Here is a 23,915-nt window from a genome sequence, read left to right as displayed (position 1 = left end):
CATACGCCTTTTGGCGAACGGCGGCACGACTGTTGCAACGGGACTGCCTGCCCATAATGGCCGAACCCTGCCACCAATGCCGACCCCATGGAACTGACCCCGCGCGAAAAAGACAAGCTGCTGATCTTCACCGCGGCACTGCTAGCCGAACGCCGCAAGGCGCGCGGCCTCAAGCTCAACTATCCCGAAGCGGTCGCGCTGATCTCCGCCGCCGTGATGGAAGGCGCACGCGACGGCAAGAGCGTGGCCGCCCTCATGAGCGAAGGCCGTGCGGTGCTCACGCGCGCCGACGTGATGGGCGGCATCGCCGAGATGATCCCGGACATCCAGGTGGAAGCTACTTTTCCCGACGGCACCAAGCTCGTGACCGTCCACCAGCCCATCGTCTGAGCCGTCCCCCCGAAAGAACCCGCCATGCGCATCGCCTCCAAGACACTCGCCCTCTTTTCCTTCTTGCTGCCGCTCGCGGCCAGCGCCCACACGGGCGCGGACGGTGGCATGCACCACGGCTTCGCCACCGGCTTCATGCACCCGCTCACCGGTGCCGACCACCTGGCCGCGATGGTCGCGGTCGGCCTCTGGAGCGCACTGGCCGCTCGCCGCGCCTGGCCCGACCTGCTGTGGGCCCCGCTCGCCTTCGCGGGCATGCTGCTCGCAGGCGCGCTGGCCGGGCTCGCGGGCCTGCAGTTGCCGGCGGTCGAGCCGATGATCGCGGCCTCGCTGCTCGTGCTCGGGCTGCTGGTCGCCACGCGCATGCACCTGGCGGCGGGCGCGGCGGTGGCCCTGGTCGGCGTGTTCGCCGTCTTCCACGGCGTAGCGCACGGCCATGAACTCGCGAGCGACCACGGCGCGGCGCTGGCGCTGGCCGGCATGGTGGCCGCCACCCTGCTGCTGCACGTTGCGGGCATCGCCGCCGGATGGGCGCTGCGACACGCCAACGCCTGGCTGCCGCGCGTGGCAGGCGCCGCCGTGGCCGGCCTGGGCGTCACGCTGCTGTCGCAAGCCCTCTGAAGTCGCCATGATCCCCGGCGAACTCCTCACCGACGACGGCGAGCACGCGCTCAACCCGGGCCGCCGCACCCTCACGCTGGTGGTGCAGAACACCGCCGACCGGCCGATCCAGGTCGGCTCGCACTACCACTTCGCCGAGACCAACGGCGCGCTCGGCTTCGACCGCGACGCCGCGCGCGGCATGCGGCTCAACATCGCCTCGGGCGCCGCGGTGCGCTTCGAGCCGGGCCAGCAGCGCACGGTCGAGCTGGTCGATTTTTCTGGCGACCGCATCGTCTACGGCTTTCGCGGCCTCGTTCAAGGAAAGCTCTAAACCATGGCAACGATTGGCAGGCGTGCCTACGCCGAAATCTTCGGCCCCACCGTGGGCGACCGGGTCCGGCTGGCCGACACCGAGCTGCTGATCGAGGTCGAGGCCGACTACACGCTGCGCGCCGGCGGCTATGGCGAGGAAGTGAAGTTCGGCGGCGGCAAGACGATCCGCGACGGCATGGCGCAGTCGCAGCGCACCCGCCTTCAGGGCGCGGTCGACACGGTGCTTACCAACGCGCTGATCCTCGACCACTGGGGCATCGTCAAGGCCGACATCGGCCTGAAGGACGGTCGCATCGCCGCCATCGGCAAGGCCGGCAATCCCGACGTGCAGCCAGGCGTCGACATCGTCATCGGCCCGGGCACCGAGATCATCAGCTGCGAGGGCCACATCGTCACCGCGGGCGGCATCGACAGCCACATCCACTTCATCTGCCCGCAGCAGATCGAGGAGGCGCTGGCCTCGGGCATCACGACCATGCTGGGTGGCGGCACCGGCCCCGCCACCGGCACCTTCGCGACCACCGCCACGCCAGGGCCCTGGCACATCGAGCGCATGCTGCAGGCGGCCGATGCCTTCCCGATGAACCTGGGCTTCCTCGGCAAGGGCAACGCCAGCCTGCCCGATGCGCTGCACGAGCAGATCGAAGCCGGCGTCATCGGATTAAAGCTGCACGAGGATTGGGGCACCACGCCCTCGGCCATCAGCAACTGCCTCGATGTGGCCGATGCCACCGACACGCAGGTGGCGATCCACAGCGACACGCTCAACGAGTCGGGTTTCGTCGAGAACACCATCGCGGCCGTGGGCGGGCGCGCCATCTGCGCCTTCCACACCGAAGGCGCGGGCGGCGGCCATGCGCCCGACATCCTGCGCGTGGTGGGCGAAGAGAACTTTCTCCCGTCCTCCACCAACCCGACCATGCCTTACACCGTGAACACGCTCGACGAGCACGTCGACATGCTCATGGTGTGCCATCACCTCGACGCCGGCATCGCCGAAGACCTGGCCTTTGCCGAGTCGCGCATCCGCAAGGAAACCATCGCCGCCGAGGACGTGCTGCACGACGTCGGCGCGATCAGCATGTTCAGCTCCGACAGCCAGGCCATGGGCCGCGTCGGCGAGGTCGTGCTGCGCTGCTGGCAGACCGCGCACAAGATGAAGCTGCAGCGCGGCACCCTGCCCGAGGACAGCCCGCGCAACGACAACTTCCGCGCCAAGCGCTACGTGGCCAAGTACACGATCAATCCCGCCATCGCGCACGGCATCGCGCACGAGGTGGGCTCGATCGAGGTCGGCAAGTGGGCCGACCTCGTGATCTGGAAGCCGGCCTTCTTCGGCGTGAAGCCCTTCACCATCGTCAAGGGCGGCAGCATCGCCATGGCCGCGATGGGCGACCCCAATGCCTCGATCCCCACGCCGCAACCGGTGCACTACCGCCCGATGTTCGGCAGCTACGGCGGCTCGCTCGCCAGGAGCTCGCTGACCTTCGTCTCGCAGGCGGGGCTCGCCGGGGGCATCAAGGAGCGCTTCGGTCTGGCCAAGCCGCTCGCCGCAGTGAAGAACATCCGCAACGTGCGCAAGAAGGACATGGTCCACAACGGCTACACGCCGAAGATGGAGATCGACGCGCAGACCTACGCGGTGCGTGCCGACGGACATCTGCTGACCTGCGAGCCCGCGAAGCTGCTGCCGATGGCGCAGCGCTACTTTCTTTTCTGAGGCCCCCGATGGAACTTCGCATCCGGCTTGATCCACTGCAGGACCCGCGCATCGCCGCCTTCCTCGAAGAGCACCTGGTCGACATGCGGCGCGTCTCGCCGCCCGAGAGCGTCCATGCGCTCGACCTCTCGGGCCTGCGCCGGCCCGAGATCCGGTTCTGGTCCGCGTGGGCCGTGCAGCCCGATGGCGAGGACACGCTGGTCGGCACCGCCGCACTCAACCGACTTGACGCGCACCATGCCGAACTCAAGTCGATGCGCACCGCGGCCCCGCTGCGCGGCCAGGGCATCGCCGCCCGCATGCTCGCGAACGTGATGGCCGACGCGCGCGCGCAAGGCCATGCGCGGCTCAGCCTCGAGACCGGCACCCAGCCCTTCTTCGAGCCGGCACGTGCGCTCTATGCAAAGCACGGCTTCGAGGACTGCGGTCCGTTTGGGAACTACCGGGTCGATCCGTACAGCCACTTCATGACGCGGGTAATTTGAGATCGTGGCGGCGCGGGAAACTCAGGGCTGGAACAGTGCCAGGAGCTTGGCCGTCGTCATTTGGCAAGCTCGCGCAGGGCATTGCGGCGCGCCGATCGAATCGCCGATCTGGGTCACTTTGATGGCAGACATTCTTTGCGCCTCGCAATTGAAGTCATAACGAACGTTGTATTGTCGACACCCTCCCGCTGAACGCAAGCCCCATGCTCACCGCCAACAAACTCATGCCCCAGGGCCGCGGCCTCGCGCCCGTTCTGACCAAGCGAGCCCCCACCATCGAACTCGACTGGGACATCCGCCAGAAGAGCCGCTTCGACGCCACCGACTCGCAGGGTCGCCGCATCGGCGTGTTCCTGCCGCGCGGCACCGCGGTGCGCGGCGGCGACGTGCTCGTGGCCGACGACGGTTCGCTGGTCCGCGTCATCGCGGCGCCGCAGCCGGTGCTGCGCATCACGCACTGCACGGCACACGGCACGCCGTTCGACCTGACGCGTGCGGCCTACCATCTCGGCAACCGGCATGTGCCGATCGAGCTCAGGCCCGACCACCTCAAGATCGAGCCCGACCATGTGCTCGCCGACATGCTGCGTTCGATGCACCTGATCGTGGTCGCGATGGAAGAAGCCTTCGAGCCCGAGGGCGGCGCCTATGGGGCGCATGCGCACTCGCATGAACATTCGCACGACCATAGCCACCCGCATGCCCACGGCAGCGGCGGCCCCAAGCCGCTCGTGCTCGCACCGGAACTGCTGGACGACGACCACGCCCACTGACATGTCCGATCCGGCCGGCGCCCACAGCCTCCTGCAGCTCATCTGGCTCGCGTCGCCCGCGCTGCCGGTGGGCGGCTTCTCCTATTCGGAAGGCGTGGAGGCGGCGGTCGAATGGGCCGGCATCGATTCGGAAGCCAGGGCCGCCGAATGGCTCGCCGACCAGTTGCACCTGAGCTTCGCGCGCGGCGACCTCGCGCTGGTCGCGCAAGCCATCGCGGCGTGGCGCGCGGACGACGCGGCGCGCGTGCGCGAGCTCAATGCATGGGTCATGGCCTCGCGCGAGACGGCCGAATTCTTCCTGCAGACCGAGCAGATGGGGCGCTCCTTCGTCGAGTGGCTCAAGCTGCACCATGCCGACACCGCCCGCGTGTTCGCCGACCTGCCCGCGAGCTATCCGGTGGCCTTCGCCTTTGCGGCGAGCCGCACCACCGCCTCGGTGCACGACGGCTGCCTGGCCTTCGCCTTTGGCTGGGCCGAGAACATGGTGGGCGCGGCCGTCAAGGCGGTGCCGCTCGGCCAGAGCGCCGGGCAGCGCATCCTGGGGCGGCTGGCGCGCGAGATTCCCGACGCGGTGACCCGCGCGATGGCGCTCGGCGACGACGAACGCCAGGCCTTCGCACCGCTGCTCGCCGTGCTGTCGGCGCGGCACGAAACCCAATACTCCCGGCTCTTCAGAAGCTAGAACCTCGAACCACCACCATGACCTCCGCCCTGCACCACATTCCCCGCCGCACCAAGAAGCTCCCGCCGCTGCGCGTGGGCATCGGCGGCCCCGTCGGCTCGGGCAAGACCACGCTGCTCGAGATGCTCTGCAAGGCGATGCGCGACAAGTACGACCTCGTGGCCATCACCAACGACATCTACACCAAGGAAGACCAGCGCCTGCTGACGGTGGCCGGCGCGCTGCCCGCCGAACGCATCATGGGTGTGGAGACCGGTGGCTGCCCGCACACCGCGATCCGCGAAGACGCCTCGATCAACCTCGAAGCCATCGACCGCATGCTCGAGGACTTTCCCGACGCCGACGTGGTGTTCGTCGAATCGGGCGGCGACAACCTCGCGGCCACCTTCAGCCCTGAGCTGTCGGACCTGACGATCTACGTGATCGACGTGGCGGCTGGCGAGAAGATCCCGCGCAAGGGTGGCCCCGGCATCACCAAGAGCGACCTGTTCGTCATCAACAAGACCGACCTCGCGCCCTACGTCGGCGCGAACCTCGACGTGATGGAGCAGGACACGCGCCGCATGCGCCGCGAGCGGCCCTACGTCATGACGAACCTCAAGACCCACACCGGCGTGGCGGAAGTCGTCGCGTTCATCGAGGCGCGCGGCATGCTCGCCGAAGGCTGAAGATCGCCGCCTATCCACGAAAACAGCGGCAGTGCAAGCAAATCCATCACATTTCTTCTTGAAATGTTTCATGTGCGGACCGGCAAGGTGGCTGCAGTGAAAACTAAGATGGAGCGCTTCGGGCGCCTCGATCCCCAACGGGGATCTCTCCACCTGCAGGCGCGGCCTCGGGTCACGGCGCCGGATACCATCATCCATCCCCCTGAAAGGAACCTGCCTTGAACAAGACCGAACTGATCGCCGCCATCGCCGAAGACACCAACCTCAGCAAGGCCGACGCCGGCCGCGCTTTCGAATCCGCCCTCGAGAACCTGTCGCGTGCCCTGGCGCGCGGCGAAACCGTGCAGCTCATCGGCTTCGGCACCTTCGCGGTCGCGAGCCGCGCCGAACGCACCGGCCGCAACCCGTCCACCGGCGAGCAGATCACCATCAAGGCCAGCAAGAGCGCGAAGTTCACCGCAGGCAAGGCCCTGAAGGACGCGGTCAACACGGCACGCTGAGACGCCAAGACCCGAGCATCATCGTGGCGGCATTGCGCCACGCGGGTGCAGAGGCCGAACGGCCCCAAAGAAAAAGTCCCGTCGCAGCCAGTGCTGCACGGGACTTTCTCTTTGGGAAATGATGTTGAGCCTGACGCAGGGCATGGAACGAGCGACCGCAGCGCGACCGCTACAGCCGGGCCCTTGCTGCGCTCGCGCGCGATTCATTCTGAGGCACTCCAACCCTGCCCACAGGCGCTCAGTGCCCGACCGTGTCCTTGAGTTCGGGCGAGAGCTGCATGGCGCTCCACTGGAACTTCAGGCTCATGTCACTGCCCGAAGGCCCCTGGTTGTCGGTCTGGCCTTGCCCGGCGTTCAACCTGGCGTCGAGTGGCACGTAAGACGCATAGGGAAAGCGCTCGTCCTGGGGCCAGTTGGGGCTGCCGTCGTAGAAATAGTCAGAGAGCTGAAACCAGATCTGCAGCAGTGACGGCACCGACGTGTCGCCAGTTTGCAGCGTCATCTTGGACCTGCTGAAGGTGCCGCCAATATGAAACCGCTTTTCGACCACGTTCAGCCGGGCATAGACGGCGTCCTGGAACGATGCAACGTCCTCGTAGTTGACAAAGGGAAGCATGGCGAGCGGTCCCGATCCGGAATGCCCTTGCACGATCTTGCCACCCTGAACGCACTTTCCGCTCGCGGCCCATTGACCCTTGGTGTCGTTCGCGGGAACGATGACTGTATTGTTGTTCTGCAGGGGTCCGTCAACTTCCATGCGCCGAGCCTGCATGTCGGCACGCAGATGGAGATCCACATCGACGTCGGCGATGAACGTCGCGCCGGGGCAACTCCGGTCCACGCGCTTGCTCTGATACGTGACCCGCCCCTGCCAGGAGCCGAGTTGTCGCGGATTGCTCTTGAGATTTTTGGTGGTGACGACCACATCGCCGTGCGTCGCGTTGGCGAGCAGCGCTTTTACCTCCGTCGGGCCCCACACCGCATTGACAGGCACACCGCCCACGCTGACCTCGCCCGGCTCGTCGCCGAAGTCGCCATGCACCGCGAGCATGTTGTCTGCCTTCATTTCGAGATGGGTGATCACCGGCGCCAGCTTGGTAAAGCCACTGCCGTCGACCCGGAGGAACGCATTCGGCGTGATATGGCCGTCATCGTCTTCGACGCCAGCAGAGGTCAGCAGGTCACGCTGTCCAAGATACTTCATCACGTCGGCAAAAACAAACGAGCGATTCGGCATGGCAATCGGCTCGAATTTGTTGACACCAGCCATGCGATCCACAAGAAGCCCGATGGCGGGATATCCATGAGGGCTGGACAAGCCGTCCCACCCCACGACGGTGCCCGCGCCCTTCGCCTTCAGCGCCCCGCGAAATTCCATTGACTGTGCATTGCCGCTGTTGCACGAGAACGTGATGACCAGAGAATTGGATGCGAAGTTGAGGTACTGGGTGACGAACTTCGCGGTAAATGCCAGCTTGGGCGGATTTCCCTTGCCGACGGTCTGGGCCAGGGTACGTACACGGTGGTAGATGAGGTTGCCTGCGTTCAGGTCGGCGCGGTAGACCACATCGTTGAGGACAGTGGCGTTGTCATCGAGCATGACGGCGAATTGCTGCGCCTTCGGGTCCGGGCCGTACATCGCCGAATGCGAGTTGAAAAAGAGGAACCCGACTTCTCCCATCTGCTTGAGGTTCTCGACGTTCATGAGGTTCTGGCTCACGGCATAGCCGCGCTCGGTGAGTGCCTCCCTCATGTCGCGCATCAGCGGGGGCGCAAATCTAAACTCGTTGGGGTGGGGCTTCGGCGCACCAGAGTGGATGAAGAGAGCGGCTTTCGCACTGGCAGGCACGGACTTGATGAGTGATCCCGCGGGTTGGTCGAGGGTAGCGTTCATCAGTCCCGCTTTCTTCAGCGATTCGGACGAGGATTCGGACACCATCCCCGCCGGCACGCGCCAGTTGTCCGTCAGGAGGTAATGGCGCCCATCCCTGAAACGCGCCCAGAAGCTGTATTCGCCCACGCCGGCGTCAGCGAATTCGGGCTGCGCCCGTGCCCAGTCACGCAGCTGCTCCCATTCAGCGGCCGTTGCGGTCTGCCTGCCGCCGGTGATCGCTTCGAACTGCAGGTCCACGCGGTCCATCGCAGCGAAACGTGCCTCGCTGTCGACCTCTTCTTCGGCCGGCGGCGGCACCTGCCCGCCTCCTGTAGGGTCCCAACCGAACACGGGGCCACCGCCACCGCCACCGCCACCGCCGCAGCCTCCAAGGGCCAAGACAATTCCTAGAAACGCGGCAAACCCGTGCTGCCGCAAACTACAAAGCACTCGCATAAAACTCCGTTGGATTGGAAGGAGGATCTGTCGCTCACGGCCTTCCATAGCAGCGAGCGGACTGGACAATTCCTTGAGGCAAAGCCAGCGCCCTCGCTGGTGCAATGCGCGAGTGGCTGCTTCACAGTCGACCTCAAGCGGCCAGGGCAGAAACCATACTTCCCATCATCTGGAAAGTCGTAACGAAACGGTAATGGCAGTGGCGGCAGTGGCGCGATACGCACATGCGGCCAAGCGCGCAGCATGCCGCCCGTTCAGTCGAGGGACAGCACGGGCGATCCCGGCATTCAGCTTCTTCTAATGCGCTTTGTTGACCAAGCCGGAGCCGGCCACCAAGTCTCGAGCACGACGTACCCTCGGCAGATCCTCTCCGCCTTGGATCCGCAGCAGGGCATCATGGAGCACAGCTATGTCCTGCAGGCTCGCCCCAGCCATCTCGCAGCGGTACAACTGCACCGCCAGGACGGACCAGGCCGCCTGCTGCGCATCGCCTTCCTTCTGTGAACGATCCAGAACTTCGCGCGCTGCGGCGGCGTCGCCCCGCGCAATAGCCAACCTGGCATCAAGAAGGTACAGGTCCACCAGGTTCAACCTCTCGTCGAGTTCCGACGCCGCATTCAAGCCGCTATCAAGCTCTCGTTGTGCGACGACCAGATCGCCCGCGCACAGCGCGGCTTCGGACGCATATGCGAACACGTGGGTGCATCCAGCCTTCATCCCCCACCGCAGGTGACGCTCATGACCTTTGATGATGTCTTCGATAGCCGCCGCCCCGCGTGCGCTTCTTGTTTTTCCTTTCAACCATCCGGCATACCACATCGCCGGTCCTTCGCCTTGTGCGATGTCAGCCTCTCCGACAATCGCTTGCAGCTGTGACGCTGCTGCAGCCACCATGGCTTCATCCTCGGCCGCCGCACCGACGAGAGCGGCACACCACTCCGCCAACATTCGAGCCATGGGCGCACGAACGATGCTGGCGCGCCTGCGCGCCTTCTCGATATAGTGCAGCGCGGCATCTGGCTCACCAAGTTGCAGGAGCGGCAAAGCGGCATTGCTAAGCATCGATACGACGGGATCGATAAGAAAAGGCAAACTGCTCAAGTCATCCCCAAGGGCATCACAGGCTTCCAGCCCTCTTTGCAGCCATTGCACCGCCGATCGAAGATGCCCTTGATACGCCAGCGCCGGGCCTCTCAAGTTGCATGCGCAGATAAAGAGCGCTGCGTCGCCATACTGGATGCTCCAGGCCTCGATGCGCTCGGCCGCCGACAATACGTTTGCATACTCGCCTCGCGTGAAATGGACCCAGCCCAAGCCACAGTACACCCACGCGTGCGCAGCACTTGACGGCAGCACGTGGCAGAGGTCGCGAGCCCGTTCGAACGCGGCCACGGCTTCGGGTGCGGCGACTCCCAGGCACTGCCCCCATGCCGACCCCGACAACGTCCTCAGTGACAATTCCAATTCACCGCGTTGCCGCTCCCCGAGCTCTCGGCAGTTCGACAGCAACGTCAATGCCGTCTCGGCAGACTGCGCCGCTTCGAACGGCGCGAATCGAGTCATGGCCAGCTGTGCAGCATCGACGCCATAGCGGACGGCGCTGGGGAGATTCAGGCTTCGCTCATGGTGCACGGCCAGCTCCGACGGACCCACCGGAAGTCCGAGTCGTACGGCAGCTTCCAGCGCCAATGCCGCGCGACGATGGAGGTCGGCGCGTACGGCAGGACCAGTGCGGTGATAGATCGCGTGGCGATATAGCGCATGGCGAAATCCGCTGCGTCCATCGAAGCTGCCGTCGTTCAGCCGCTCTGCGGTCAGGGCGACCAACCAATGCCCCTGGCGTGTCAAAGCGTCCACTTGCGCGCGAACAGCGTGCAGGGGACGCCCCAGCATGGCAGCGACAGGCTGGGCCCAGAACTCCACGCCGACGACCGATGCGGCCTCTAACAAAACGATATCGGCCGGTGCCATGCTTTGGATCTGGCGATCTATCAGATGTACCAGGCTTTCTGGTACCTGCAGAGGCTGAGAAGACAACCAATCCAAAGCCGAATCATCATTGGCAACATCGATGCCTCGGGCGAGCCCCGTGACCACCTGGTCCGCGGCATCGAGCAGCGTGGCGACATACAGAGGCAGCCCATTGGTATGAGCGTGCAGGGTTTGGACCAAGTTCCGGCGGACCGTGCCCTCCGGGAAGCGCTGCGCTATGTAGTCGCCGACTTCGGTTTCCGAGAATGGCGCCAACACCAGGTCCGTCGCCGAGCCGCGTAGGCGAAATTTCGTTCGCAGATCGGCTGCCGAATAGGTGTTGCCACCGCTGCCGGTCGGACGAAGACTGATCAGAATCATCTGCCGAGTCGATGAGCGCCGGCCAGCGATGTAGTCCAGCAATTGCAACGTGGACCGATCGCTCCACTGCAAGTCTTCCAGCACCAGCAGCAGGGGGCAGGTCTGAGCGATGCAATCGAGCAACTCGCCAAACTCGCGCAGCATTCGACCGGGACCGGTGCCCGCCAGTTCGGCTTGCAACGCAAGTCGGTCATCGCTTGTCATGTGCCAGGGCATCTGTGCCAACCATGCGGGTGCGATCGTCCTCAGCAGCGCTGGCAATCCGAGCCAGTTGCGGCACAGTGCGTTGAGTGCTTCAAGCACCGGCAAATAGGGCTCACTCATGCCGATCTGCTCGACACATTGCCCACGGCCGATCAATACATCGCTCAAGCGGGAAGTGAAGTGGTCAATCAGTGTGGTCTTTCCCATGCCTGCCTCTCCAACGACCGTCACCAATTGCACGGCTCCCTTCTGGGCATGCTGCCATGAGGTTTCGAGATGCTGGAGCGCTCTGTCTCGTGCAATCAACCGTCTGCCCGGCAGCCGATCGGTCATGACGAAAGCATGTCCATGCGCCCCACCCGCCCCGTTTTCAGTCGAGCGGGAACCCGTCACCCGCGCCACGAATCGGTACCCACGCCGCGGCACCGTCTCGATGAAGCGCACTTGGCGCGGGTCATCCCCCAATGCACCGCGCAGCTGATTGACAGTTGTCTTGAGAACCGCCTCATTCACGTCCTGGCGTGGCCAGACTACGTCCAGCAGCGTCGCTTTCCCCACCAATATCCCAGGCCGCCCAGCCAGCGCACATAGCAGTGCGAAAGCCTTCGGGGGAAGCGGTACGATGTGCTGCCCTTTCGACAGACGCGCGTTGGCCTCGTCCAGCACGAACGACCCGAAGCCAAGTAGCAAAGGTCGACCAGTCATAGGAGGCCACAGCCGGAGCTAAAAGAGAAATAGTGCGTGCATCGAAACGCAATGCTACCGGAGCAGTACAGGCAAGCAGAGGGCGAACGCGACCCGGAGAGGCACCAGACCAAGACGGGTAACCAGTTGCACTTCGGCATGAAGGCGCACCTCGGCGTGGACGCCGGCAGTGGCCTGGTTCACTCGGTGGAACACCTTGGCCGTTGAAGCTGCGAGGAAACTTGCTCAGGCTGATCCTGGCGGAGAGTGTGAGATTCGAACTCACGGACGCTTTCACGTCGGCAGTTTTCAAGACTGCTGGTTTAAACCACTCACCCAACTCTCCGGAGCCGGCGATTTTACGCCGCCGTCGGCCCGATCAGTCCTCGGGCAGGAACAGCGACTGCAGGTCGCTCAAAAAATCCAGCCCGCGCTCGGTGGGCCACACGCGGTGCAGGTCGCGCGCGACCAGGCCCTTGCGCTCGGCTTCTTCCAGGCCTTTCTGGATGCTGGTCATCGCAAGACCGGTGCGCTCGCTGAACTGCGGCAGCGTGAAGCCCTCCTTCAGCCGCAGCGCATTGAGCATGAATTCGAACGGCAGGTCGGCCAGGCCGACCTCGTCGCTCTGCGACACGGCCGCGCCGGCGCGGGCGTTCTCCATGTAGAGGCGCGGCTCGCGAAAGCGCACCTGGCGCACGATGCGGTGGGCAAAGCTGAGCTTGCTGTGCGCGCCGGCGCCGATGCCGAGGTAGTCGCCGAACTGCCAGTAGTTGAGGTTGTGCGCGCACGCATGGCCGCTCTTTGCATAGGCCGACACCTCGTAGCGCTGCATGCCCACCGCGGCTGTGCGCTCGGTGATGCGGTCGAGCATGGCGTAGGCCATGTCGTCCTCGGGCAGCATGGGCGGAAACTTGGCGAACCAGGTGTTGGGCTCGATGGTGAGGTGATACACCGACAGGTGCGGCGGCGCGAGCGCCAGCGCCTGCGACAGGTCGGTGTCGAGCCCCTCGAGGGTCTGGCCCGGCAACGCGTACATCAGGTCGAGGTTGAAGGTGTCGAATGCGCTCGCGGCCTCTTCGGCGGCGGCAATGGCCTGGGCGCGGTCGTGCACGCGGCCGAGCGCCTTCAGGTGTTCGTCGTTGAAGCTCTGCACGCCCACCGACAGGCGCGTGACGCCGGCGGCGCGGTAAGCGCGGAAGCGGTTGCGCTCGAAGGTGCCGGGGTTGGCCTCGAGCGTGATCTCGCAGTCGGGCGCGAGCTTGAGGCGGGCGCGCACGTCGCCGAGCATGCGGTCGATGGCCTGCGGCGAGAAGAGGCTCGGGGTTCCACCACCGATGAAGATGGTGTGGACGGTGCGGCCCCAGATGAGCGGCAGCGCGGCGTCGAGGTCGGCAACGAGCGCGTCGATGTACGCGGCTTCGGGAATGCCGTCGACCTCGGCGGCGCTCGCGGCGCGCCACTCGTGCGAGTTGAAGTCGCAGTACGGGCACTTGCGCAGGCACCAGGGCAGGTGGATGTAGAGCGACAGCGGCGGCAGCGCCGCGAGCTGCAGCGGGCCGGGCCGCATCCAGTGCAGCACGTCGTTGGCCTGTGGCGCGCCGGCCTGCGGCGCGGGCTGGATCGGAACCACGGTGGAAGAAGACGAAGGCATCGGATGCTCGGTCAGAACCAGCGCTCGCGCATCAGCGCCAGCATGGCCTTGGCCGCCTGACCGCGGTGGCTGTTGGCGTTCTTCACTTCGGGCGGCAGCTGCGCAAAAGTCTTGCCGAAGCTCGGCAGGTACATGACGGGATCGAAGCCGAAGCCGTTGTCGCCGATCGGCGCCTTGGCGATTTCGCCAACCACGCGGCCGACGGCGATGAGCGGCTCGGGATCGTCGTGCCCGCGCAGCGCGACGAGCGTGCTGACGAGCGCGGCGCGCCGGTTGGCCACACCATCGAGCTGTTCGAGCAGCGCCTTGACGTTGTTGGCGTCGCCCTTGGCATGGCCGAACTGGGTGGCATAGAAGGCGGTGTCGACGCCCGGCAGCCCGCCGAAGGCATCGACGCAGAGGCCGGCGTCGTCGGCGATGGCCGGCAGCCCGGTGGCGGCGCTGGCATGGCGCGCCTTGGCCAGGGCGTTCTCGACGAAGGTGCGGAACGGTTCCTCGGCCTCGCCCACGCCGAGCGCCGACTGTGGCACGAGCGTGACCGCCAGTTCCGCCAGCAGCTGCTGGAGCTCGGCCAGCTTGCCGGCGTTGTTGGACGCGAGGACCAGCTTCATGGTCATGACTGCGACGAAAGCTGCAGCGCCTGCTGCTGCATTGCAATCAGCTCGCCGATGCCCTTCTCGGCCAGGCCGAGCAGGAGGTTCATCTCGTCGCGCGAGAAGGCGGCGCCTTCGGCGGTGCCCTGCACTTCGACGAAGTGGCCGGCGCCGGTCATGACGACGTTCATGTCGGTGTCGCAGGCGGAGTCTTCGGTGTATTCGAGGTCGAGCAGCGGCGTGCCGGCGACGATGCCGACGGAGATGGCAGCCACATGGCCGCGGATCGGCGAAGCGGGCAGCGTGCCGGCGGCGAGCAGCTTGTTGACGGCGTCCTGCGCCGCGACGAAAGCGCCGGTGATGGCGGCGGTGCGCGTGCCGCCGTCGGCCTGGAGCACGTCGCAGTCGAGGTGGATGGTGCGCTCGCCGAGGGCGGCCAGGTCGAACACGGCGCGCATCGAGCGGCCGATGAGGCGCTGGATCTCCTGCGTGCGGCCGCTCTGCTTGCCGCGCGCGGCCTCGCGGTCGCTGCGCGTGTGGGTGGCGCGCGGCAGCATGCCGTACTCGGCCGTGACCCAGCCCTCGCCGCTGCCGCGCTTGTGCGGCGGCACGCGCTCTTCGACGGAAGCGGTGCACAGCACGCGCGTCTGGCCGAACTCGATCAGCACCGAACCCTCGGCATGGATGGTGAAACCGCGGGTGATGCGCACCGGGCGCAGCTGGTCGGCGGCACGGCCGCCGCTTCGTGTGAAAGCAGTCATGGGTGGAGGATGCGTCAGTAAAGGGAAATGGATGAAAGACCACCGCCCGGGAGCGATGGCCGCACCTGCGCGCTCAGGTCTTCTTTGCAGCGGAGCGGCGAATGGCCTCGTTGATTTCGGCAATCGAGCGTTCGATGGCGTCCTCGTCGAGGTCGTCGAGCTCGCCGTCGGCGGGCATGCCGGCCTGGATGGTGGAGGCGAACACGCCGTCGCTGATCGAGTCGGTGGACACGGCGCGCTCCTCGCCCGCCGTGATGGCCGGCATTTCCCATTCGAGCGCGATCAGCGTCACGTTGTCGCTGTGGGCGCCGCCCTTGCGCAGCGCCATCTCGGCCAGGTCGGGCGCCGCATCGGACACCGGCTTGTCGGACGACAGGGTGTGCACGATGAGGGCATCGTCGAGCACGCCCCAGACACCGTCCGAGCACAGCATGATGCGGTCGCCGCGCTGCAGCGGCAGCGGCGCCGAGATGTCGAACAGCGGCGTGGTGGGCGAGCCCAGGCAGGTGAGCAGCAGGTTGCGGTTGACCGGCGCGTCGCTGGCGGCGCCGGCGCGCGGGCGCTCCGCATGCGAATGGTCGCGCGTGCGCGTGAGCAGGCGGCCGTCGCGCACCACGTACAGGCGCGAATCGCCGCAGTGCATCCAGATGGCGCTCGAGTTCTGCAGCAGCGCAGCCACCACGGTGGTGCGCGGCGTGTCGAGCATGGCCTTGTGGCTGGCGTAGCGCATGATCTGCTGGTGCGCCGTCATGGCCGATTCGGCCAGGAACGCCTTCGGATCCTTGACCACCGGCCGGGCTTCGCGCTGGTAGAGCGCGGCGATGGTCTGCAACGCGAGCTGCGCCGCGACCTCGCCCTCGGGATGGCCGCCCATGCCGTCGGCCAGCACGAAGAGCCCCGACTCCCGCGTGTAGCAGTAGCCCATGCGGTCTTCGTTCTTGAGGCGGCCGCCCTTGCGGCTGACCTGGAATACGGAAAATTTCATGCGGGGCGCGTGGTGGGTGCCGCCGCCCTGGGCAGGGCCTTCTTGTCGAAGGAGCGGATGTTGTCGAGGGAAAGCCGCACCTTCTCGCCGACGGTGAGCTTGGTGTAGCGCCGCTCGCCTTCGCGGCTCAGTTCCTTCTGGAGCGCAAAGACCGACTGCGGGCGCGAGAGCGGATCGAGCGACATGCACCACTCGACCACTTCCATGAGGTTGTCAGAGTACACGCCGCGCAGGCGCGACAGCGACAGGGTGAGCCGGTCTTTCTCGATGCGCCGCGGCGCGTCGTTGGGCGGGTAGCCCTGCATGCAGGCGTAGATGCAGGCGCCGATGGCGTAGATGTCGGTCCAGGGGCCCATCGACGAGTCGCGCCGGTACATCTCGGGGGCGGCGAAGCCGGGCGTGTACATCGGGCGGATGAAGATGCCCTCCTTGCTGAGCACCTCGCGCGCAGCGCCAAAGTCGATCAGCACCGCGCGGTCCTCGTCGGTCACGAAGATGTTGGCGGGCTTGATGTCGAGGTGCAGCATCTTGTACTGGTGCACGATGCGCAGCCCGCGCAGGATCTCGTCGAACAGCGAGCGGATGGTCGATTCGCGAAACACCTTGGGGCGCTTGAGGTCGCGCGCGGTGACGACGAAGTCTTGAAGGGTGGCGCCCTCCAGGTAGTTCATCACCATGTAGACGGTCTCGTTTTCGCGGAAGAAATTGAGCACGCTCACCACCGAGGAATGCGAAATCTGCGCGAGCGATCGCCCCTCCTCGAAGAAGCTTTTGAGGCCCAGCCGGTAGAGCGACAGCTTCTCGGGCGCCACCTCGGGCGTAAGCTCGCCGGGTCCGCGCGTGGCGAGCGACGAAGGCAGGTATTCCTTGATCGCGACCTGCTGGCCACCCGGGTCGATCGCGAGGTAGACAACGCCAAAACCACCTGCGGAAAGCCGGCGAACAATGCGGTAACCGCCAATGACCGTATCGGGCAGCAGGGGCGAAGGCTTGACCTTTGACATAATCCGGGAGTTTCGCCCGAAGGCGATGGTGCGGCAAGCGAACGCCGTGCCGACGCCTCGGTGCTTGCAAGCAAAACCACAGTGAGGCGCAATGCCAGTTTACAGCATGACCGGCTATGCCAGCGGCCAAAACGGGACCGCCGGCAGCCACTCCGGAGCCGAAGCGGGGCCTGGTGCCGCGGGGCGGCTCGGGGTCGAAATCCGCTCGGTCAACAGCCGCTTCCTCGACCTCAGCTTCAAGCTGCCCGAGGAACTGCGGCAACATGAAACCGCGCTGCGCGAGTTGCTCACGGGCAAGCTCAAGCGCGGCAAGGTCGAAGTGCGCGCGGCGATCGAAAGCAACGCCCAGGCGGGCGTCGTCGAACCCTCGGTGAAGCTGCTTCAGCGGCTCAACGGCGTGCAGGACGGCATCCGGGCCTGGCTGCCCGGCGCGCGCGAACTCAGCGTGGCCGACGTGCTGCGGCTGGCGGGCGGCGATGGTGCCACGCGCGGCGACTGGGGGCCCGACCTGCTCACGGTGGCCGGCAAGGCGCTCGAGGCACTCATGTCGGCCCGCCAGCGCGAAGGCACCCGCCTCGCGAAGATGCTCGAGGCCCATCTGGCGCAGCTGCGCACGCTGGTCGAGCAGGCCGGGCCGCTGGTGCCGCAACTGGTCGAGCAGCAGCGCACGCGCTTTCTCGAGCGCTGGCAGGAAGCCATGGGCCTGACCGGTGGCACCCTGCCCGAAGCCGCCCAGGACCGCGCGCTGACCGAGGCGACCGCATTCGCGATCCGCATCGACGTGGCGGAAGAGCTCACGCGGCTCAATTCGCACCTCGACGAGATCGAGCGCCTGCTCAAGAAAGGCGGCGAGGTCGGCAAGCGGCTCGACTTCCTGATCCAGGAGCTGCACCGCGAGGCCAATACACTGGGCTCCAAGTCGGCGGCGCTGGAGCTCACGCGCATCGGCGTGGACATGAAGGTGCTGATCGAGCAGATGCGCGAACAGGTACAGAACATCGAATGAACGAGCCCATGGACTACCCAGGCAACATCTTTGTGGTGGCGGCACCGAGCGGTGCCGGCAAATCGAGCCTGGTGAAGGCGCTCATGGAGCTCGATTCGGCCGTCCAGCCCTCGGTCTCGCACACCACCCGGTCGCCACGCGGCCAGGAAAAGCACGGCCGCGAGTACTTTTTCGTGTCGCCCGCCGAATTCGACGCCATGGTCGCGACCGACGGCTTCGTGGAATGGGCCCATGTGCACGGCCAGCGCTACGGCACGTCCAAGAAAGCCATCGAGGAGCGGATTGCCCAGGGAGCCGACGTGATCCTCGAGATCGACTTCCAGGGCGCGCTGCAGATCCGCCAGACCTTCGCCAACGCGGTGATGATCTTCATCCTGCCGCCGAGCTGGGAAGAACTGCGCTCGCGGCTCGAACGCCGTGGCGAGGACAGCGCGGCCGTCATCGAACTGCGCCTGCGCAATGCCGCCGAAGAGATGGCCCGGGCCGGGGAATTCGACTTCGTTATAATCAACGAGTTATTTGAGCGCGCGCTATTCGATCTCAAGGCGATCGTCCACGCGCAGCGGCTTCGGTATTCTGCGCAGCGCCGCGCACGTGCCGACACATTCGCCGCACTGAACATCCCTTGATTCCTGTCTGCTCACCGACCGAAAGACCACATGGCCCGCATCACCGTCGAAGACTGCCTGACCCAGATTCCCAACCGTTTCCAGCTGGTCCTGGCCGCCACCTACCGCGCACGCATGCTGAGCCAGGGTCACGCGCCCAAGATCGAGAGCAAGAACAAGCCCGCCGTGACCGCCCTGCGCGAGATCGCCGAAGGCAAGATCGGCCTCGAGATGCTCAAGAAAGTGCCGGGCTGATCTGACGCAGACCCGCAACGAAAAGGCACCGCTTGGCGGTGCTTTTTTTACGTCTGGACGCGTCCATACAGCGGTCACGCTAAAGTGATAGGCATGAGCGCGGTCGCCAAAAGTCAGTCCCATGCCCCGACGGGCATGCCGAAGCCGAGTCCCGCGGCGCTGAATGCGGCTGCCGCGAGCTTTGCCGCGCTGACCGCCAGGCTCGACTACCTGAGCCCCGAAGACACCGAACTGGTTCGCCGCGCCTACCGCTTTGCCGACGAGGCCCACCTGGGCCAGCTGCGCAACAGCGGCGAACCGTACATCACCCACCCGATCGCCGTAGCGGCGCAATGCGCCGAATGGAAGCTCGACGCACAGGCGCTCATGGCCGCCCTGCTGCACGACGCCATCGAGGACTGCGGCGTCACCAAGCCCGAACTGATCGAGCGCTTCGGCGCCCCCGTGGCCGAACTGGTCGATGGCCTGACCAAGCTCGACAAGCTGCAGTTCAACACCCGCGAGGAGAACCAGGCCGAGTCGTTCCGCAAGATGCTGCTGGCCATGGCGCGAGATGTGCGGGTCATCCTGGTCAAGCTGGCCGACCGCACGCACAACATGCGCACGCTGGCCGACGCACCGCGCGAGAAGTGGGCCCGCATCTCGCGCGAGACGCTCGAGATCTATGCGCCCATCGCGCACCGGCTGGGCCTGAACCAGACCTACCGCGAGCTGCAGGAACTGTCTTTCCGCCACCTCAAGCCCTGGCGCTACGCCACGCTGTCCAAGGCTGTGGCCAAGGCACGCGGGCGCCGGCGCGACCTGATCCAGAAGGTGCAGCGCGAGGTCGAGACCGCCTTCGGCAACGCCAACATGACGGTGCGCATCGCCGGACGCGAGAAAACGCTCTATTCCATCTACCGCAAGATGGAAGAAAAGCACCTGAGCTTCGCCCAGGTGACCGACATTTACGGCTTCCGCCTGATCGTGCCCAACGTGATCGCCTGCTACACCGGCCTGGGCGTCCTGCATCAGATGTACAAGCCGTTGCCGGGCAAGTTCAAGGACCACATCGCGATCGCCAAGCTCAACGGCTACCAGTCGCTGCACACCACGCTCGTCGGTCCGGCGGGCGTGAACGTCGAGTTCCAGCTGCGCACCGAAGCCATGCACGTGGTGGCCGAGTCGGGCGTGGCCGCGCACTGGCTCTACAAGGCCGCCGAGCCCAACGCGGCCAGCAACGACCGCCTCGGCACCAAGTGGCTGCAGTCGCTGCTCGACATCCAGGACGAAACCCGCGATGCCGCCGAGTTCTGGGACCACGTCAAGGTCGACCTGTTCCCCGACGCCGTCTACGTCTTCACGCCCAAGAGCCAGATCCTCGCGCTGCCGCGCGGCGCCACGGTGGTCGACTTCGCCTACGCCATCCACAGCAACATCGGCGACCACACCTCCGCGGCGCGCATCAACGGCGACCAGGTGCCGCTTCGCACCGAGCTCAAGAACGGCGATGTGGTCGAGGTGATCACCGCGCCGGTGTCGACGCCCAACCCCGCATGGCTCGGCTTCGTGCGCACGGGGCGCGCGCGCTCCAAGATCCGCCATTACCTGAAAACGCTCGCGCATGCCGAATCCGAAGGCCTGGGCGAGAAGCTGCTCGCGCAGGCGCTACGGGCCGAAGGCCTCAGCAAGCTGCCGGCCGACGATGCGGAGCACCAGGCGCTGTGGGAAAAGCTGCTGCGCTTCACGGGCAACCGCACGCGCGCCGAGTTGCTGACCGACATCGGCCTGGGCAAGCGCATCGCCAGCATTGTCGCCAAGCGGCTCGTGGCCATGCTGTCCGAGCTGGGCGAGCGCCCCGACGCCCTGCTGCTGAGCCGCGAGCGCTTCATCTCGCACGAAACCATTTCACAGGGCGCCGTCACGCTCGACGGCAGCGAGAACTCGTCGGTGCGCTTCGCGCTGTGCTGCCGGCCAATTCCGGGCGACGACATCGTCGGCTACCTGGGCCACGGCGAAGGCCTGGTCGTCCACACCGACGCCTGCGGCGTCGGCCAGCGACTGCGGCACAAGGACAGCGAGCGTTTCTTCGCGGTCGAGTGGTCCGACGAGCCCACCCGCGCCTTCGAGACCGGCGTGGTCATCACGGTGCGCAACGACAAGGGCGTGCTCGCGCGGGTGGCCGCCACGCTCGCCGATGCCGAGGCCGACATCACCCACGTCGAAATGGCCGACGAAACACCGCAGGACTCGACCGACCTGCGCTTCGTGATCGCGGTGCGCGACCGCACGCACCTCGACGCCGTGCTGCGCGCCGCGCGTCGCACGGCTTCGGTGCTGACCGCCTCGCGAACCGTTCCCGCGTCCTGAGAAGAAGACGCCTCCGACGCTATCGCGTTGCGGGGCCGGCACCCGGCGTGGGATAACTCACCGACAGCACTTCGACCTCGTGCGCACCGCCGGGCGTGACGAGCTTCACCACATCGCCTTCGCGAGACTTGAGCAAGGCCCGTGCGATCGGCGAGATCCAGCTGACTTGCGACTGGGCGCTGTCCGCTTCGTCGATGCCGAGGATCGTGACGCTGCGCTCGTCGCCGGTCTCGTCCACATAGCGCACCGTGGCGCCGAAGAAGACCTGGTCGCTGCCGTGGTGCACCGATGGGTCGGTCACTTCGGCGATCTCGAGGCGCTTGGAAAGGAAACGGATCCGGCGATCGATCTCGCGCAGGCGCTTCTTGCCGTAGAGGTAGTCACCGTTCTCGGAGCGGTCGCCGTTCTTCGCGGCCCAATGCACGGCCTCGACCACCTTCGGCCGCTCCTCGTCCATGAGCTGCAGCAGTTCCTCGCGCAAGCGGGCATAGCCGGCTGGCGTGATGTAGTTCTTGCTGCCGCTCGGCAACGCGGGCATGGCACCGTCGCCACCGTCCTCGTCGTCTTGGGCGTCGGTTTCCTTCGTGAATGCTTTGCTCAAGGCACAACCTCTGAATTCAACAAAAAATGCGGGCGCAACAACGCTGCCAGCCCATCCCGGATTGTCTCAACCCATGCCCGAACGCTTGCAGTCGAAGACCACGCCCGGCTCGACGCTGCGAAGCGCCGGCACCTTGTGGGCGAAGCTCACGACCGCGCCGATCAGCCGCCATTCGCTGGTCTTGAAGAGCCGGAACAGGCTCATGGCCTCGGCGCCCGCCGCCGGAATCGCATTGAAGACGTAGACCGGCTCGCCAGACTGGGTCTCGTCCATGCTCAGCAGGTCGCCGCGCATCTTGCCCATGGTCTCCGTGTCCTTCGTGCGCGCACGCACCACGTCCATGTTGACGGTGCGCGAATGCTCGTCGATCGAGATTCTCCGGACCGCATTGAAAGGCGCTCCTGCGCCGCTGCTCGCGGCACCCGGGACGCAGCTGATCTTTGCTGCCAAGGCCGGAGCGGCGGCCACACCGCACAGGAAGCACAGGAAGCACAGGAGGATCTGGCGCGCACGCCGGTTTCTCTGGAGGCCCATGTTCGCCTTGCCCTGAATCAATGAAATGTTCGACTTTAGCGCCGGGCAGCGCAGCGGGTGCCGAACAGCCTATGCCATGAGAACCAATGGTTACGGCGACGCAGAAGCATTAACATTTTCAGGAATACGTGAAAAAGTTCACAATCTTGCTTCGCCCGCCGAACTACGGCTGAGTTGGACGGGACGGAAGCTCTGAGCCCTAACGAACCTTGCGGGACGCAATGCTCAATCAGATCATTCACAACGCGACCATCACGCTCCAGTTGCCGTACGACACGAGCACCCGGGCCGAAGTTGCAGCGCTCAGGGCCGCCGGGATCCCCGTCGATGAGTCGGGCAACGCCACCTCGGGCTACCTGTTCGTGCGGACCACCGGGCGAGACGGCCAACGGACCAACACCTTCCGCTGGTTTGCGACGGGGATCGGCAGGAAGGCCGACGATGTCGCGCTGCCGCCAGGCCTCAGGCCCGACCCGCAGCTGTCGTTCCTTTTCTGAACGCAGCCATGCGGCAGGCAAAAAAAAGCCAGGACGTTTTCACGTCCTGGCTTTTACAGAGAGTGGTGCGGCTGGCAGGAATTGAACCCACGACCCCTTGGTTCGTAGCCAAGTACTCTATCCAACTGAGCTACAGCCGCACAGCTTGCTAGTATAGCACGCATTTTTGGCCTCCCCTGGAGGAGCTCAAAAATGTTGCGAGTGGTAGGCCGTGATGGGCTTGAACCATCGACCAACGGATTATGAGTCCGCTGCTCTAACCAACTGAGCTAACGGCCCACGCGGCCACGATTCTATTCGCGGCCACCGCGGCGGCGCTCTTCTTCTACTTGCGGTGGCTCAGCGCATTGCTGACGAGCCGCGAGGTGATGTCCACGATCTGGATCATGCGTTCGTACGGCATGCGCGTCGGGCCGATGACGCCGAGCGTCCCCACGACCTGCCCGTCGACCTCGTAGTTGGCACTGACGATCGAGAGCTCCTCGATCGGCACGATATGGCTTTCGCCGCCTATGAAGATGCGCACGCCCTCGGCCTTGCTCGACACGTCGAGCAGGCGCATCAGCTGCGCCTTCTGCTCGAACAGCTCGAAAGCGCGCCGCAGCTGTCCCATGTCGCTCGAGAAATCGGACACCGAGAGCAGGTTGCGCTCGCCTGAGATCACCACGTCGTCTTCCTGGGCTTCGGTTAACACCTCGGAGCTGACCTTGACCGCCGCCTGCATCAGCGCCGCGATCTCGCCGCGCAGTTTCTCAACCTCGGATTGGAGCCGGTCGCGCACCTGCTCGATGGTCAGGCCCGCATAGTGGGCATTGATGTAGTTCGAGGCTTCGACCAGCTGGGACTGCGAATAGTCGGCCTCGGGCACGATCACGCGGTTCTGCACCTCGCCGTCGGGCGAGACGATGATCACGAGCAGTTGCCGTTCCGACAGCCGCAGAAACTCGATCTGCTTGAACACCGACGCGCGCCGCGGCGCCATGACCACGCCGACGAATTGCGAGAGGTTCGACAGCAGGCTCGCGGCGTTGGCGATCACCTTCTGGGGCTGGTCGGGCGCGAGGCTCGGCGCGTCCATCTTCTCGCGCTGGGCGGTCAGCATGGTGTCGACGAAAAGCCGGTAGCCGCGGGCGGTGGGTATCCGGCCGGCGGAGGTGTGCGGACTCGCGATGAGCCCCAGCGCCTCGAGGTCCGACATGACGTTGCGGATGGTCGCCGGCGAGAGATCGAGCCCCGACGAACGTGACAAAGTCCGCGACCCGACCGGTTGGCCTTCGGCGATGTAGCGCTCTACCAGCGTCTTGAGCAGCAACTTGGCGCGGTCGTCCAGCATTGCAAGATTTTAGTG

General features: G+C 65.7%; 24 protein-coding genes, 3 tRNA genes and 1 pseudogene. 15 read left to right on the top strand and 13 right to left on the bottom strand.

Annotation, left to right across the window (positions count from 1 at the left end; genetic code table 11):
* The first annotated feature begins 87 nt into the window (after positions 1-87).
* The 9 genes from AC3A6G_RS24355 (at position 88) to AC3A6G_RS24315 (ending at position 6,154) form a co-directional block, all read left to right on the top strand.
* Positions 88-390: an urease subunit gamma gene (locus tag AC3A6G_RS24355; protein ID WP_487874814.1), complete on the top strand. Its 303-nt coding sequence runs from the start codon at positions 88-90 to the stop codon at positions 388-390.
* A 24-nt stretch (positions 391-414) separates the two neighbouring features.
* Entirely contained in the window at positions 415-1,011 is a 597-nt protein-coding gene (locus AC3A6G_RS24350) for a HupE/UreJ family protein (protein WP_487862707.1), read from the top strand.
* 7 nt (positions 1,012-1,018) lie between these two features.
* Positions 1,019-1,324 (top strand): urease subunit beta, encoded by a 306-nt coding sequence (locus AC3A6G_RS24345; protein ID WP_487862708.1) that lies wholly within the window; start codon positions 1,019-1,021, stop codon positions 1,322-1,324.
* Between the two features lie 3 nt (positions 1,325-1,327).
* Positions 1,328-3,046: an urease subunit alpha gene (gene ureC / locus AC3A6G_RS24340; RefSeq protein ID WP_487874813.1), complete on the top strand. Its 1,719-nt coding sequence runs from the start codon at positions 1,328-1,330 to the stop codon at positions 3,044-3,046.
* Positions 3,047-3,054: 8 nt separating this feature from the next.
* A complete protein-coding gene (locus AC3A6G_RS24335; RefSeq protein ID WP_487874812.1) occupies positions 3,055-3,531 on the top strand; it encodes a GNAT family N-acetyltransferase in 477 nt (158 codons plus the stop codon).
* Between the two features lie 203 nt (positions 3,532-3,734).
* Positions 3,735-4,304, top strand: a complete 570-nt coding sequence (ureE, locus tag AC3A6G_RS24330; RefSeq protein WP_487874811.1) for an urease accessory protein UreE — start codon at positions 3,735-3,737, stop codon at positions 4,302-4,304.
* A gap of 1 nt (position 4,305) precedes the next feature.
* Positions 4,306-4,986 carry an urease accessory protein UreF gene (locus tag AC3A6G_RS24325; RefSeq protein WP_487865672.1) on the top strand — a complete coding sequence of 227 codons (681 nt, stop codon included), beginning with the start codon at positions 4,306-4,308 and terminating at the stop codon, positions 4,984-4,986.
* A gap of 17 nt (positions 4,987-5,003) precedes the next feature.
* Positions 5,004-5,654, top strand: a complete 651-nt coding sequence (gene ureG, locus AC3A6G_RS24320; RefSeq protein ID WP_487862714.1) for an urease accessory protein UreG — start codon at positions 5,004-5,006, stop codon at positions 5,652-5,654.
* 218 nt (positions 5,655-5,872) lie between these two features.
* Positions 5,873-6,154 carry an HU family DNA-binding protein gene (locus AC3A6G_RS24315; protein ID WP_487874810.1) on the top strand — a complete coding sequence of 94 codons (282 nt, stop codon included), beginning with the start codon at positions 5,873-5,875 and terminating at the stop codon, positions 6,152-6,154.
* Between the two features lie 238 nt (positions 6,155-6,392).
* Here AC3A6G_RS24315 and AC3A6G_RS24310 read toward each other — a convergent pair whose 3' ends face one another.
* Positions 6,393-8,345, bottom strand: a complete 1,953-nt coding sequence (locus AC3A6G_RS24310; RefSeq protein WP_487874809.1) for a hypothetical protein — start codon at positions 8,343-8,345, stop codon at positions 6,393-6,395.
* A 435-nt stretch (positions 8,346-8,780) separates the two neighbouring features.
* Positions 8,781-11,705, bottom strand: a complete 2,925-nt coding sequence (locus AC3A6G_RS24305) for an AAA family ATPase (protein WP_487874808.1) — start codon at positions 11,703-11,705, stop codon at positions 8,781-8,783.
* Between the two features lie 117 nt (positions 11,706-11,822).
* Here AC3A6G_RS24305 and AC3A6G_RS24300 point away from each other — a divergent pair.
* A pseudogene (locus tag AC3A6G_RS24300) lies at positions 11,823-11,933 on the top strand (IS5/IS1182 family transposase); the annotation flags it as partial.
* Positions 11,934-11,981: 48 nt separating this feature from the next.
* Here the strand turns inward: AC3A6G_RS24300 and AC3A6G_RS24295 are convergent.
* From AC3A6G_RS24295 to AC3A6G_RS24270, 6 genes are all read right to left on the bottom strand, one after another.
* A tRNA-Ser gene (locus AC3A6G_RS24295) sits at positions 11,982-12,069 on the bottom strand.
* Between the two features lie 33 nt (positions 12,070-12,102).
* The gene (gene hemW / locus AC3A6G_RS24290) at positions 12,103-13,374 is read right to left on the bottom strand and encodes a radical SAM family heme chaperone HemW (RefSeq protein ID WP_487874807.1); all 1,272 of its coding nucleotides are present in this window, start codon (positions 13,372-13,374) and stop codon (positions 12,103-12,105) included.
* 11 nt (positions 13,375-13,385) lie between these two features.
* Positions 13,386-13,985, bottom strand: coding sequence for an RdgB/HAM1 family non-canonical purine NTP pyrophosphatase (rdgB, locus tag AC3A6G_RS24285; RefSeq protein WP_487865665.1), 600 nt, complete (start codon positions 13,983-13,985; stop codon positions 13,386-13,388).
* A gap of 2 nt (positions 13,986-13,987) precedes the next feature.
* Positions 13,988-14,728 carry a ribonuclease PH gene (rph, locus tag AC3A6G_RS24280; RefSeq protein WP_487862722.1) on the bottom strand — a complete coding sequence of 247 codons (741 nt, stop codon included), beginning with the start codon at positions 14,726-14,728 and terminating at the stop codon, positions 13,988-13,990.
* 73 nt (positions 14,729-14,801) lie between these two features.
* Positions 14,802-15,713: a PP2C family protein-serine/threonine phosphatase gene (locus AC3A6G_RS24275; RefSeq protein ID WP_487865664.1), complete on the bottom strand. Its 912-nt coding sequence runs from the start codon at positions 15,711-15,713 to the stop codon at positions 14,802-14,804.
* Positions 15,710-16,717, bottom strand: a complete 1,008-nt coding sequence (locus tag AC3A6G_RS24270) for a serine/threonine protein kinase (protein ID WP_487862724.1) — start codon at positions 16,715-16,717, stop codon at positions 15,710-15,712. Before AC3A6G_RS24270 ends, AC3A6G_RS24275 begins: the two co-directional genes overlap by 4 nt.
* A gap of 91 nt (positions 16,718-16,808) precedes the next feature.
* Between AC3A6G_RS24270 and AC3A6G_RS24265 the strand changes: the two genes are divergently transcribed.
* The 4 genes from AC3A6G_RS24265 (at position 16,809) to AC3A6G_RS24250 (ending at position 20,935) form a co-directional block, all read left to right on the top strand.
* Positions 16,809-17,723: a YicC/YloC family endoribonuclease gene (locus AC3A6G_RS24265; protein WP_487862725.1), complete on the top strand. Its 915-nt coding sequence runs from the start codon at positions 16,809-16,811 to the stop codon at positions 17,721-17,723.
* An 8-nt stretch (positions 17,724-17,731) separates the two neighbouring features.
* The gene (gene gmk / locus AC3A6G_RS24260; protein ID WP_487865701.1) at positions 17,732-18,352 is read left to right on the top strand and encodes a guanylate kinase; all 621 of its coding nucleotides are present in this window, start codon (positions 17,732-17,734) and stop codon (positions 18,350-18,352) included.
* A gap of 30 nt (positions 18,353-18,382) precedes the next feature.
* Complete coding sequence (gene rpoZ, locus AC3A6G_RS24255) at positions 18,383-18,586, top strand: DNA-directed RNA polymerase subunit omega (protein WP_280813669.1); 204 nt, start codon at positions 18,383-18,385, stop codon at positions 18,584-18,586.
* A 93-nt stretch (positions 18,587-18,679) separates the two neighbouring features.
* The gene (locus AC3A6G_RS24250) at positions 18,680-20,935 is read left to right on the top strand and encodes a RelA/SpoT family protein (RefSeq protein ID WP_487874806.1); all 2,256 of its coding nucleotides are present in this window, start codon (positions 18,680-18,682) and stop codon (positions 20,933-20,935) included.
* A gap of 19 nt (positions 20,936-20,954) precedes the next feature.
* Here AC3A6G_RS24250 and greB read toward each other — a convergent pair whose 3' ends face one another.
* On the bottom strand, positions 20,955-21,536 hold the full coding sequence (gene greB, locus AC3A6G_RS24245; protein WP_487862727.1) for a transcription elongation factor GreB: 582 nt from the start codon (positions 21,534-21,536) through the stop codon (positions 20,955-20,957).
* A gap of 66 nt (positions 21,537-21,602) precedes the next feature.
* Positions 21,603-22,070, bottom strand: coding sequence for a hypothetical protein (locus tag AC3A6G_RS24240; RefSeq protein ID WP_487874805.1), 468 nt, complete (start codon positions 22,068-22,070; stop codon positions 21,603-21,605).
* Between the two features lie 221 nt (positions 22,071-22,291).
* Here AC3A6G_RS24240 and AC3A6G_RS24235 point away from each other — a divergent pair, with 221 nt between their 5' ends.
* A complete protein-coding gene (locus AC3A6G_RS24235) occupies positions 22,292-22,567 on the top strand; it encodes a hypothetical protein (RefSeq protein ID WP_487874804.1) in 276 nt (91 codons plus the stop codon).
* Positions 22,568-22,630: 63 nt separating this feature from the next.
* Here AC3A6G_RS24235 and AC3A6G_RS24230 read toward each other — a convergent pair.
* From AC3A6G_RS24230 to hrcA, 3 genes are all read right to left on the bottom strand, one after another.
* A tRNA-Arg gene (locus tag AC3A6G_RS24230) sits at positions 22,631-22,707 on the bottom strand.
* 62 nt (positions 22,708-22,769) lie between these two features.
* Positions 22,770-22,846 (bottom strand) — tRNA-Ile (locus AC3A6G_RS24225).
* A 46-nt stretch (positions 22,847-22,892) separates the two neighbouring features.
* Positions 22,893-23,900 (bottom strand): heat-inducible transcriptional repressor HrcA, encoded by a 1,008-nt coding sequence (hrcA, locus tag AC3A6G_RS24220; RefSeq protein WP_487862730.1) that lies wholly within the window; start codon positions 23,898-23,900, stop codon positions 22,893-22,895.
* Positions 23,901-23,915: the final 15 nt, after the last annotated feature.

Source organism: Variovorax sp. Soil_C_26, from assembly GCF_057657075.1.
The sequence above is the reverse complement of the archived record's forward strand: the minus strand, read 5'-3'. Positions and strand labels throughout refer to the sequence as shown.